Source organism: Marinovum sp. PR37, assembly GCF_028807375.1.
GTDB lineage: Bacteria > Pseudomonadota > Alphaproteobacteria > Rhodobacterales > Rhodobacteraceae > Marinovum > Marinovum algicola.
Genome location: NZ_JARAML010000010.1, coordinates 89,142 through 100,610 on the forward strand (window position 1 = coordinate 89,142; position 11,469 = coordinate 100,610).

The window sequence follows — 11,469 nt, forward strand, 5'->3', positions numbered from 1 at the left end:
CTCAGCCTCCCACGGCCCAGCGGGCATAAGCGCCCCAGAACCAGTCGAATTTGGCGGCAAAGGCCACGAAGACCACCCAGACCAGGCTGAACGGAAGGAAGACCTTCCAGCCCAGCCGCATCAGCTGGTCGTAGCGATACCGCGGGGTGATCGCCTTCACCATCGCGAAGATGAAGAAGAAGAACGCCATCTTCAGCACCATCCAGATCACCCCGTCAGGCAGGCCCGGGATCGGCGACAGCCAGCCGCCGAAGAACAGCAGCGCGGTCAGCGCGCACATCAGGAAGATGGCGATATATTCGCCGGCCATGAACAGCAGGAAGGGCGTCGCGGAATATTCCACCTGGTAGCCCGCCACCAGTTCCGATTCCGCTTCCGGCAGGTCGAAGGGCGGGCGGTTGGTCTCGGCCAGACAGGAGATGAAGAACAGGAACACCATCGGGAAATGCGGCAGCCAGTACCACGAGAAGAACCCGAAGCGGCCGTCCTGCGATTGCACGATGTCGCCAAAGTTCATCGAGCCGGTCGAGATGATCACGCCGATGATGATCAGGCCGATCGAAACCTCGTAGGAGATCATCTGCGCCGCCGAACGCAGCGAGCCGAGGAACGGGTATTTCGAGTTCGACGCCCAGCCGCCCATGATGACGCCGTACACCTCGAGCGAGGACATGGCGAAGACATAGAGAATGGCCACGTTGATGTCTGACAGGACCCAGCCATCGGCAAAGGGGATCACCGCCCAGGCGATCACCGCCAGCACGAAACTGAGCATCGGCGCCAGGAAGAACACCGGCTTGTCGGCGCCGGCCGGCACCACCACTTCCTTGACCACGTATTTCAGCGCGTCGGCCACCGATTGCAGCAGGCCGAAGGCCCCCACCACGTTGGGGCCGCGGCGCATCTGGACGGCGGCCCAGATCTTGCGGTCGCCATAGACGAGGAACAGCAGCGAGACCATCACGAAGCCCAGCACCGCCAGGCATTGCGCAAGGATCGTGATGCCGATCCCGAGCGGGGTAGTAAAGAATTCAGCCATGGTCCCTCACACAGTCGGAATGCGTCTTTCGCGGCAGTTGGCCACCGCCACTTCGGCATCTATCGTCTTCAATCCGTCGGGCAGCGCTGGCGAGATGGTGTAAACCGCATCCCCCCGCCAAAGGCCAGCCTCAACTTCGCTTGTCGTCCGCACGTGGCGGGCAAATCCGTAGCCCCGGATCAGCGCATATTGCGCCGCGGCGCATTCGGCGTAATCGGCCAGGTCCTGCACATCACGCGCACCGGTCATCTTCACGTGAAAATTGACCAGATCGCCCTCGAGCAGGCGGGTCTCGATGCCCCGGTATTCGGGCTCGAACGGGATATCCTGCGCGGTCTCAGACACCTCGCACCCCGCAAGCGCCATCGCGGGCAGCAACGCCGCCCGGAGCCATATCGAGATATGCCGGATCATTCAGCCGCAATTCGCTTCTCCGTCCGGGCCTTCTGGGCGGCGCTGAGCTCGGCCATCAGGGCGCTGGCGCGGGCAATCGGGTTGGTCAGGTAGAAATCCGACACCGCGTTGCGGAAATCCGCCTTGCCCAGCTTGCCGGCCGCAAGCGGCTGCCAGTCGTTCTCGACCACGGTGTCGATCTTGGCCAGATGCGGCACCGCCTTGACCAGCGCCTGCCGCAGTTGCGCCAGGCTATCATAGGGCAGCTTGGCCTCCAACTCACCCGAGAGCGCCCGCAGGATCGCCCAGTTTTCCTTGGCCTCGCCCGGCGCAAAGCCGGCGCGCAGGGCCAGCTGCGGGCGGCCTTCGGTGTTGACGAAAAGCCCGTTTTCTTCCGTGTAGGCCGCGCCCGGCAGGATCACGTCGGCGCGATGCGCGCCCCGGTCGCCATGGCTGCCCTGATAGATCACGAAAGCGCCGTCGCCGATCTCGATCTCGTCGGCGCCAAGGTTGTAGACCACATCGGCCCCTTCCATCGCCGCCGCCAGGCCGCCTTCGGTCACCGCGCCCACGTCCATCGCGCCAACCCGGGAGGCGGCCGAATGCAGCACGAGGAACTTGCTCTCGGTATGGTCCGCGAATGCCATAGCCTTGGCCAGCACCGCCGCGCCATCGGCCTCGCGGATCGCCCCCTGGCCGAGGATCACCAGCGTCTCGCGGCTCAGCGCGTCGGAATTGTCGCCTGCGACCAGCTTGTCGAGCGCGGCCCGGTCGCTGCCGAGGTGGAAATACTCGTAGGTCAGATCGACCGCCTCGCCGACAACGCCGACCTTGGCGCCGCGGCTCCAGGCACCGCGAATACGGGCGTTGAGCACCGGGGCCTCGAGCGCCGGGTTGCAGCCGATCAGCATGATCGCACCGGCGCTGTCGATATCGGCGATGCTCGCGGTGCCGACATAGCCGGACCGGTTGCCCGCCGGCAGATGCGCGCCGTCGGTGCGGCATTCGACGCTGCCGCCCTGCCCTTCGATCAGCTCTTTGAGCGCAAAGGCCGCCTCGACCGGGGCCAGATCCCCGACCAGGCCGACCGGTTTCTCGGCGCCCTTGATCGCCTCTGCGGCCTTGCCCAGGGCTTCCGGCCAGCTCGCCGGGCGCAGCTTGCCATTTTCGCGCACGTATGGCCGGTCCAGCCGCTGACGGCGCAGCCCGTCCCAGACAAACCGGGTCTTGTCGGAAATCCATTCCTCGTTCACGCCGTCATTGTTGCGCGGCAGGATGCGCATCACTTCACGGCCCTTGGTATCGACCCGGATGTTCGACCCCAGCGCATCCATCACGTCGATGGTCTCGGTCTTGGTCAGCTCCCAGGGACGGGCGGTAAAGGCGTAGGGCTTCGACACCAGCGCGCCCACCGGGCAAAGATCGATGATATTGCCCTGAAGGTTCGAATCCAGCGTCTCGCCAAGATAAGCGGTGATCTCGGCATCCTCGCCACGGCCGGTCTGCCCCATCTGGGTGATGCCCGCCACTTCGGTGGTGAAACGCACGCAGCGGGTGCAGGAGATGCAGCGGGTCATGTGGGTCTCGACCAGCGGCCCGAGGTCGAGATCGTCCACCGCGCGTTTGGGTTCGCGGAAGCGCGAGAAATCGACGCCATAGGCCATCGCCTGGTCTTGCAGATCGCATTCGCCACCCTGATCGCAGATCGGGCAGTCCAGCGGGTGGTTGATGAGCAGGAACTCCATCACCCCCTCGCGCGCCTTCTTGACCATCGGAGAGTTGGTCTTGACCACCGGCGGCTGGCCTTCGGGGCCGGGGCGCAGATCGCGCACCTGCATGGCGCAGGAAGCGGCGGGTTTCGGCGGGCCGCCCACCACCTCGACAAGGCACATGCGGCAGTTGCCGGCAATCGACAGGCGTTCGTGATAGCAGAAGCGCGGCACCTCGATGCCAGCGATCTCGCAGGCCTGGATCAGGGTCATCGCCCCGTCCACTTCCACTTCCTTGCCGTCGATGATGATCTTTTTCAGGTCGCTCATGGCTCTCACTTCACTCTCAGAAAGGCACCGATCTGGCTGCCCTTCTCAATCTCTTCGCGCCCCAGCGCGCAATAGGTCTCGGGCTGGCCGCCCACCACGCCGCCCGCCTTCATATAGGCCGCCGCCTCGCCCTCGAGGCGCTTGCGCTGGGCCGAGCTTTCGACAAATTCCTCGATCTGCCCGGCACTGTAGCCCATGTCGCGCGCCTGCGCCTCGAGCGAGCGGATAAAGGACCAGCCGGCAATCATCCGCGCCGCGATACTGGGGCAGGCAATGCGGATCTGATCGGCGATCATCACCGCGCGCAGCCCGTCATTGATCGGCTTGACGGTGGCCAGCGGCGGCAGCGCCAGCGCCGGAGTGGCCAGGGCCAGGGCGATCAGAAATCCAAGACGTTTCATTCCAGACACCGTCCTTTCAGCACGATCCTGTCATTCTCCATCGGCAGCTCTTCTGCCTCGGGCGAGATCTCCCATGCGATGTCCGAGACGCCGAAGTTCAGGATGCAATAGCGCGTCCCCTGATACTGCACCGCCTCGCGCGCGCCGACCATGCTGCGCGACGCCGGGCCGACGGTGGCGACAAAATCGCGCCTGTCCGCCTTGTTCGCCGCAGCGGCCTTGCCCCGGAACGACACGCCGTCGAAGGTCACGCTCTTGCTGGTGAAGGTTTCGACCACATTGCCGCAGGCGGCAAGGCCGAGGCCGGCAACAAGGGGGAGGATCAGGCGCTTCATTCCGTTCACTCCGCCGCCATCGCGCCCATGCGACCGGTTTTCTGGGCCTTGATCCGGTCTTCGATCTCTTCACGGAAGTTGCGGATCAGGCCCTGGATCGGCCAGGCCGCCGCATCGCCAAGCGCACAGATGGTATGGCCCTCGACCTGCTTGGTCACGTCGAAGAGCATGTCGATCTCCTCGACCTCGGCCTCGCCCTTCACCAGACGGTCCATCACCCGCATCATCCAGCCGGTGCCTTCGCGGCAGGGCGTGCACTGGCCGCAGCTTTCGTGCTTGTAGAACTTCGACAGCCGCCAGATCGCCTTGATGATGTCGGTCTGCTTGTCCATCACGATCACCGCCGCCGTACCCAGACCCGAGCCCAGCTCATTGCGCAGATAGTCGAAATCCATCACCGCATCGCGCATCTTCTCGCCACGCACGCAGGGCACCGAAGAGCCACCGGGAATCACCGCCAGAAGATTGTCCCAGCCGCCCCGGATGCCGCCGCAGTGCTTGTCGATCAGCTCTTCGAAAGAGATCGACATCGCTTCTTCGACGACGCAGGGGTTTTCCACGTGGCCGGAGACGGCAAAGAGCTTGGTGCCGGCATTGTTGGCGCGGCCGAAGCCGGCAAACCAGTCCGGCCCGCGGCGCAGGATGGTCGGCACCACGGCGATCGACTCGACGTTGTTCACGGTGGTCGGGCAGCCGTAAAGCCCGGCGCCGGCCGGGAACGGCGGCTTCATCCGGGGCATGCCCTTCTTGCCTTCGAGGCTCTCGATCAGGGCGGTTTCCTCGCCGCAGATATAGGCGCCCGCGCCATGGGTCAGGTAGATGTCGAAATCCCAGCCCGAGCCGGCGGCATTGCGCCCCACCAGGCCCGCGTCATAGGCCTCGTCGATGGCGATTTGCAGCGCCTCGCGTTCGCGGATGTATTCGCCGCGAATGTAGATGTAGCAGGCATGCGCCTGCATCGCGAAACTGGCGATCAGGCAACCTTCGATCAGCGTATGCGGATCATGGCGCATGATCTCGCGGTCCTTGCAGGTGCCGGGCTCGGATTCATCGGCGTTGACCACGAGATACGCCGGCCGCCCGTCGCTTTCCTTGGGCATGAAGGACCATTTCAACCCGGTGGGAAAGCCCGCGCCGCCACGGCCGCGCAGCCCGCTGGCCTTCATCTGGTCGATGATCCAGTCGCGGCCCTTCGCGAGGATGCCGGCGGTGCCGTCCCAATGGCCGCGCTTCTTGGCGCCGTCCAGCGTCCGGTCCTGCATCCCGTAGATGTTGGTAAAGATCCGGTCCTGATCCTTGAGCATGTGCGATGCCACCTTTTAATTGCCCTGACGCTTGCGCCAGATCTGATAGATATTGACGAACGCCCAGATGAACGCCGCCAGAGCCAGAAGATCAATCAGCAGCGCATAGCGCCCCGCCAGACCGATCCTCGGCCCGATAAACTGGGCCGCGAGCCAGATCAGCATGGTGCCGGCAATCACCAGCGCCGTCACGCGCCCCTGCCGTGCAATCTGCTCTTCGCTCTCGCGTGCCATGGCCTCGTCCCTGTCCTTATTTCCCGCCGGGCTCATAGCGCCAGCTGCCCTTGCGTGCGCTCAGCTCGGCCTCGCCGGCCAGAACGGCCGACGGTTTGACCAAGGGCCGGGTCGCGACTTTGGGCGCCTCAGCCTCGGGCGTGGGAGCTGTCGCTTCCGCCGCGGCGTCTGGCTCGGTCTCGGGCTCCGGCTCGGGCCGCGGCGCCGGCTGCGGTGTCGGTGCGACGGCCGCAGCGGCCGGCGAGGCGGCCGTGCTGGTGCTGGCCGAAGCGGCGCTCTGGCTGACCGAGGCGCTTTCTGCGGTGTCGCCGCAGACCATCCTCGACAGCGTCAACCCAAGCCCGCCGTAGAACACCAAGCCGATCAGCAAGGCCGAGAAAAAGCCGAAACCCGCGGTGAGAAACAAGATCACGAACAACAGCGCGCCCGCCGCGGCGGCGCCCTTCCAGCAGGTGCTCCTGCATTTTCCGGTGTTGGTCTCTGTCATGGTCTTGTCTCCCGTTTCTACTGTGTCGATGTCCTAAAACACCTCACTCTTTATCACGGGAGGAGAATTCCGTCTCTCCACCTTCGGCCAGGACTTTGGCTTGAGACATCCAGTCGTCGCGCGTCACCCGGCCCTTGAAGCCTTCGAGGTTCTGGTCGACCCAGGCGACCTCGTCTTCGGTCCAGGCGGCGATCTGGTCGAAATGGTAGAAGCCGAGGCTGTGGCACAGCTCTTCCAGCTTGGGGCCAATGCCCTTGATCTTCTTGAGATCGTCAGCCTTGCCGCCGCGCGGCGCGTCAAGCGCCTGGGGGCGCTGGCCCACGTCGGCGGTTTCCGCCTTGGCGGTCTCGGTCTTGGCCATTTTCTTGGTGGATTTGGCCTTGGGCTTCTTGGCCGTCTTGCCTTTCGACGCGGTGACGGCGTCCTTGTCGCCATCGGCGGTCAAGTTCTTGGCGTCTTCGGTGGGATGGCCAGCCGCCTCGGCATCGGTCTCGGGCGAGCTCGACGAAATCGGATGGCCCTTGGTGGTGGCATGGGCCTCGCGGGTGTCGATGCCGGTTTCATCCGCCGGATCCCCCTTGGAAGGCCGCGGCTGATGGGTCATGGGCGCGGTCACGCTGGCCGGCTTGTCGCCATGGTTGGCGCCTTTCTGCCAGGGCGCGCTCAGCGCAACCTCGCTGCCGTCGATCCGCTTGATCGTGTCGCCGAGGTCGGTCGCCAGCTGGGCCGAGGCGTTGTACTGGTGACGGTCATCGTTGCCTTCGGCGAGGCTGGTCAGACCGGCGGCCGGCTCGGACGTGTAGCGGCCGTTTTGCGGCCCCGGCACCGGCACCTGGCCTGCGGCCATCTCGTCGATGATCTCGGCCAGACGCGCGGCAGTCAGGTCTTCGTAGTAATCCTTGCCGATCTGCGCCATCGGCGCATTGGCACAGGCGCCCAGGCATTCCACCTCTTCCCAGGAAAACCGGCCATCCTCGGACAGCTGATGCGCCGCCGGGGCGATCTTGTCACGGCAGACGCCGATCAGGTCCTCGGCGCCGCAGATCATGCAGGAGGTGGTGCCGCACACCTGGATATGGGCAACGGAGCCAACCGGTTGCAGCTGGAACATGAAGTAGAACGAGGCCACTTCGAGCACCCGGATATAGGCCATGCCCAGCATGTCGGCGACATGTTCGATGGCCGGCCGGGTCAGCCAGCCCTCCTGCTCCTGCGCACGCCACAGCAGCGGGATCACCGCGCTGGCCTGACGGCCCTCGGGATATTTCGTGACCTGCGCTTCGGCCCAGGCCAGATTGGCCTCGGTGAAAGCAAAGCTTTCAGGTTGATCGGGATACAGACGTCGCAGCATCAGGCTTTTCCTTCCGCAACCAGGCGGCAACCGGTCAGGACCTGGTACTGACCACCCAGAAATTCGCTCAGCGCGGCAAAGACCGCTTGTGTGTCCTTGTTCTCGGGGCTCAGATCGCCCGGCGAGACATCCATCAGCCGCTTCGAGAGGCCGCGGATTTTCTGGGCCAGATAGGCCCGGTACTTGTCGAGACTTTCCAGAACGCCGGCCTTGGTCAGACCGGCATCCAGCGCATCGAGTTTCGGCACCACCTCGCGGTGGAACCGCGCCAGCCGCTCCGGTGTCGTCACCGCGATCTGCGGCGGCCAGACCTCCTGCGCCGCCATTTCCGGCACCGCGGCGCGCAGCTCGATGTCAAGCTGGGCGGCGGCGTCGAAATTCTCGAAGCAGATGTCGAGCTTGCGCTCGAGGAATCGGGTCTCGGAGGCCTCGACAAAGGACGTCCGGGCATACCACGCCTGCACGGCGACAAAAAGCGCTGCCACCAGCGTCGAGGCCGCCAGCACGATGGTCGAGGCATCGCGCGCAGGCCGGGAGGTGCCGGGCCCTCTCATGCGCCCTGCCCCGCAAGGCCATATGCGCCCCGCGTCAATCTCATGCCGCGCAGCTCCCCGAGGTCAGCCGAACGCCACCGTCTGCCAGCCGCACCGCCTCGTCACGGGCCAGCCGCTGTTCGGTGATCGCTATCGCCTGGGCGCGGGTCAGCCCGGCCTGAAATTCGACCACGCCGTAATCGGCCTCGCTGACCAACTGGCAGCCGAGCGTGCCCACCGCGGCGTCATAGGCCGCCAGGTCCTCGACGGTGGTCCCGTCTGGCGGCAGATCCATGCACCCGGAAAGGGCCGCAACCGGCGTGAGGAAAAGACCGTAACGCACTGGGGTCACCGGTCGATCTCCCCGAAGACCACGTCCATCGTGCCGATGATCGCCGCCACATCGGCCAGCTGGTGGCCACCCGCGACGTAATCCATCGCCTGCAAATGCAGGAACCCCGGCGCCCGCAGTTTGGCGCGATAGGGCTTGTTGGTGCCATCCGCCACGAGATAGACGCCAAATTCGCCCTTGGGCGCCTCGACCGCGGCATAGACTTCGCCGGCGGGCACGTGGAAGCCTTCGGTATAAAGCTTGAAGTGATGGATCAGCGCCTCCATCGAGGTCTTCATCTCGCGGCGCGATGGCGGCGTGATCTTGCCCCGGGCAAGGATTTCGCCCTGCCCCTCGGGCGCGCGCAATTTCTCGATCGCCTGATGGATGATCTTCAGCGACTGGCGCATTTCCTCCATGCGGACGAGATAGCGGTCATAGCAATCGCCGTTCTTGCCCACAGGGATCTGGAAGTCGAATTCGTTATAACATTCATAGGGTTGCGCCCGTCGCAAATCCCATGCTAGGCCCGAGCCGCGCACCATCACGCCGGAAAAGCCCCATTGCTGGATGTCCTCTTCGCTGACCACGCCGATATCGGCGTTGCGCTGCTTGAAGATGCGGTTTTCGGTCAGCAACCCGTCGATGTCGTCGATCACCTTGGGGAATTCATGCGCCCAGATCTCGATATCGTCGATCAGGTCGGGCGGCAGATCCTGGTGCACGCCGCCGGGCCGGAAATAGGCCGCGTGCAGCCGCGCGCCACAGGCCCGCTCGTAGAACACCATCAGCTTTTCGCGTTCCTCGAAGCCCCAGAGCGGCGGGGTCAGCGCGCCCACGTCCATCGCTTGGGTGGTGACGTTCAGCAGGTGGTTCAGGATACGGCCGATCTCGGAATAGAGCACCCGGATCAGCGAGGCGCGGCGCGGCACCTGCACGCCGGTCAGCTTTTCGATGGCCAGACACCAGGCATGTTCCTGGTTCATCGGCGCGACGTAATCGAGCCGGTCGAAATACGGCAGGTTTTGCAGGTAGGTCCGGCTCTCCATCAGCTTTTCGGTGCCTCGGTGCAGCAGGCCGATATGCGGGTCGCAGCGCTCGACGATCTCGCCGTCAAGCTCGAGCACCAGCCGGAGAACCCCGTGCGCCGCAGGGTGTTGCGGGCCGAAGTTGATGTTGAAGTTGCGAATTTTCTGCTCGCCCGACAGCGCGTCGGTGCTGCCGTCGTCGAACTTGGAGCCGTCCATCATCAGCGTTTCTCCAATTCCTGTAGCTTGGTGGCCATCAGCCACAGCAGGATCAAGGTTCCCAGCGGAATCACACAGGCCAGCGCCCAGAGCTTGTCATACCCGAAATGCGGCAACAGCTTCATCATCGGAATGATGGTGAGCACCGACATGATGATCCAGATCAGCGTGCCCATCACTTGGCCTCCGCGTCGGGTTTCTCATCGCCGGGCAGGATGTATTCCGCGCCCTCCCAGGGCGACATGAAATCGAACTGCCGATATTCCTGCACCAGGTTCACCGGCTCATAAACCACCCGTTTCTGCGCCTCGTCGTAACGCACCTCGGTATAGCCGGTGGTCGGGAAATCCTTGCGCAGCGGATAGCCGCGAAAGCCGTAATCGGTCAGGATACGGCGCAGATCGGGATGCCCCGAGAACAGGATGCCGAACATGTCGAAGACTTCGCGCTCGAACCAGTTGGCCGAAGGGTGGATCGCGGTGATCGAGGGCACCATCGCCTCTTCGCGGATCGACACCCGCAGGCGGATGCGGTGGTTCTGGTACATCGACAGGAAGTGATAGACCACGTCAAAGCGTTTCTGACGCTCGGGGTAATCCACCGCCGTGATGTCGACCAGCGACGAGAACTGGCAATTCGGGTCGCTGCGCAGGAATTCCACCAGCCCGGTGAGGTTCGTCGGCGCCACATTGACGTTGAGCTCGCCGTGATCGACCGAATAGCTCAACACGCAATCCGGCCGTTTCAGCTCGATATGCGCGCCAAGCTCGTTGAGTGCTGCGGTCATCGCCTGCCCCCTTACCTTGTGATCGTGCCGGTGCGGCGGATCTTGCGTTGCAGCTGCATCAGACCGTAGAGCAGCGCCTCGGCGGTCGGCGGGCAGCCCGGCACATAAATGTCGACCGGCACGATCCGGTCACAGCCGCGCACCACGGAATAGCTGTAGTGGTAATAGCCGCCGCCATTGGCGCAGGAGCCCATCGAGATCACGTAGCGCGGCTCCGGCATCTGGTCATAGACCTTGCGCAGCGCCGGGGCCATCTTGTTGGTCAGCGTGCCGGCGACGATCATCACGTCGGACTGGCGCGGAGAAGCGCGCGGCGCGATGCCGAACCGCTCGGCGTCATAACGCGGCATCGAGGTGTGCATCATCTCGACCGCGCAGCAGGCCAGGCCAAAGGTCATCCAGTGCAGCGAGCCGGTGCGCGCCCAGTTGATGATGTCCTCGGTCGAGGTCAGCAGGAAGCCTTTGTCCTGCAATTCGGCATTCAGCGCCTCCGCGCCGGCCGGCAGCCCCGCCGTTTCGATCGGTGCCTGGGCGGAGGCGCCGGATTTCACCCGCTCATGCTGCGGGCCCATGCCCTGCACTTCGGTGACATCGGGTTCGGGCGTTTGGTTCACTGCCATTCCAGGGCCCCCTTCTTCCATTCATAGGCAAAGCCGATGGTGAGCACGGCCAGGAAGACCATCATCGACCAGAAACCGACCATCGAGATATCCCGGAAGCCGACGGCCCAAGGAAACAGGAAGGCGATCTCGAGATCGAAGATGATGAAGAGGATCGAAACGAGGTAGAACCGCACGTCGAACTTCATCCGCGCGTCGTCGAAGGCGTTGAACCCGCATTCATAGGCCGAGACCTTCTCGGGGTCCGGATTGCGGACGGCGAGGATCACGGCGGCCAGGATGAGGACAATGCCAAGTCCGACGGCGACGGCGAGAAAGACGAGAATGGGAAGATATTCCCTGAGCATCTCTTCCACGGGGCAGGCTCC

General features: G+C 64.3%; 16 protein-coding genes. All 16 read right to left on the bottom strand.

Annotated features, from left to right (window positions below; genetic code table 11):
• Position 1: 1 nt before the first annotated feature.
• Genes nuoH through PVW49_RS10815 form a run of 16 tightly spaced genes read right to left on the bottom strand, consistent with a single transcriptional unit; the run spans position 2 to position 11,457 of the window.
• Positions 2–1,039 carry an NADH-quinone oxidoreductase subunit NuoH gene (nuoH, locus tag PVW49_RS10740; protein WP_048532295.1) on the bottom strand — a complete coding sequence of 346 codons (1,038 nt, stop codon included), beginning with the start codon at positions 1,037–1,039 and terminating at the stop codon, positions 2–4.
• A 6-nt stretch (positions 1,040–1,045) separates the two neighbouring features.
• Entirely contained in the window at positions 1,046–1,453 is a 408-nt protein-coding gene (locus PVW49_RS10745; protein ID WP_048532296.1) for a hypothetical protein, read from the bottom strand.
• Positions 1,450–3,471 (bottom strand): NADH-quinone oxidoreductase subunit NuoG, encoded by a 2,022-nt coding sequence (gene nuoG, locus PVW49_RS10750; protein ID WP_274590526.1) that lies wholly within the window; start codon positions 3,469–3,471, stop codon positions 1,450–1,452. Before nuoG ends, PVW49_RS10745 begins: the two co-directional genes overlap by 4 nt.
• A gap of 5 nt (positions 3,472–3,476) precedes the next feature.
• Positions 3,477–3,872, bottom strand: a complete 396-nt coding sequence (locus PVW49_RS10755) for a DUF5333 domain-containing protein (RefSeq protein WP_048532298.1) — start codon at positions 3,870–3,872, stop codon at positions 3,477–3,479.
• A complete protein-coding gene (locus tag PVW49_RS10760; RefSeq protein WP_048532299.1) occupies positions 3,869–4,207 on the bottom strand; it encodes a hypothetical protein in 339 nt (112 codons plus the stop codon). The genes PVW49_RS10755 and PVW49_RS10760 overlap by 4 nt, the downstream gene beginning before the upstream one ends.
• Positions 4,208–4,212: 5 nt before the next feature.
• Complete coding sequence (nuoF, locus tag PVW49_RS10765; protein ID WP_274590527.1) at positions 4,213–5,511, bottom strand: NADH-quinone oxidoreductase subunit NuoF; 1,299 nt, start codon at positions 5,509–5,511, stop codon at positions 4,213–4,215.
• 15 nt (positions 5,512–5,526) lie between these two features.
• Positions 5,527–5,745 carry a DUF5337 domain-containing protein gene (locus PVW49_RS10770; RefSeq protein ID WP_048532301.1) on the bottom strand — a complete coding sequence of 73 codons (219 nt, stop codon included), beginning with the start codon at positions 5,743–5,745 and terminating at the stop codon, positions 5,527–5,529.
• A gap of 16 nt (positions 5,746–5,761) precedes the next feature.
• Positions 5,762–6,232, bottom strand: coding sequence for a hypothetical protein (locus PVW49_RS10775; RefSeq protein ID WP_074837222.1), 471 nt, complete (start codon positions 6,230–6,232; stop codon positions 5,762–5,764).
• 43 nt (positions 6,233–6,275) lie between these two features.
• The gene (locus PVW49_RS10780; protein ID WP_274562495.1) at positions 6,276–7,583 is read right to left on the bottom strand and encodes an NADH-quinone oxidoreductase subunit E; all 1,308 of its coding nucleotides are present in this window, start codon (positions 7,581–7,583) and stop codon (positions 6,276–6,278) included.
• Positions 7,583–8,137: a hypothetical protein gene (locus PVW49_RS10785; RefSeq protein WP_048532304.1), complete on the bottom strand. Its 555-nt coding sequence runs from the start codon at positions 8,135–8,137 to the stop codon at positions 7,583–7,585. Before PVW49_RS10785 ends, PVW49_RS10780 begins: the two co-directional genes overlap by 1 nt.
• Before the next feature lie 40 nt (positions 8,138–8,177).
• Positions 8,178–8,468 carry a hypothetical protein gene (locus tag PVW49_RS10790; protein ID WP_244526522.1) on the bottom strand — a complete coding sequence of 97 codons (291 nt, stop codon included), beginning with the start codon at positions 8,466–8,468 and terminating at the stop codon, positions 8,178–8,180.
• Positions 8,465–9,694, bottom strand: a complete 1,230-nt coding sequence (locus PVW49_RS10795; RefSeq protein WP_274590544.1) for an NADH-quinone oxidoreductase subunit D — start codon at positions 9,692–9,694, stop codon at positions 8,465–8,467. The genes PVW49_RS10790 and PVW49_RS10795 overlap by 4 nt, the downstream gene beginning before the upstream one ends.
• A 2-nt stretch (positions 9,695–9,696) precedes the next feature.
• A complete protein-coding gene (locus PVW49_RS10800; protein WP_048532307.1) occupies positions 9,697–9,870 on the bottom strand; it encodes a hypothetical protein in 174 nt (57 codons plus the stop codon).
• Positions 9,870–10,481, bottom strand: coding sequence for an NADH-quinone oxidoreductase subunit C (locus PVW49_RS10805; RefSeq protein ID WP_048532308.1), 612 nt, complete (start codon positions 10,479–10,481; stop codon positions 9,870–9,872). The genes PVW49_RS10800 and PVW49_RS10805 overlap by 1 nt, the downstream gene beginning before the upstream one ends.
• Before the next feature lie 11 nt (positions 10,482–10,492).
• Positions 10,493–11,101 (bottom strand): NuoB/complex I 20 kDa subunit family protein, encoded by a 609-nt coding sequence (locus tag PVW49_RS10810; RefSeq protein ID WP_244526521.1) that lies wholly within the window; start codon positions 11,099–11,101, stop codon positions 10,493–10,495.
• Positions 11,092–11,457, bottom strand: coding sequence for an NADH-quinone oxidoreductase subunit A (locus PVW49_RS10815; RefSeq protein WP_048533867.1), 366 nt, complete (start codon positions 11,455–11,457; stop codon positions 11,092–11,094). The genes PVW49_RS10810 and PVW49_RS10815 overlap by 10 nt, the downstream gene beginning before the upstream one ends.
• Positions 11,458–11,469 lie beyond the last annotated feature (12 nt).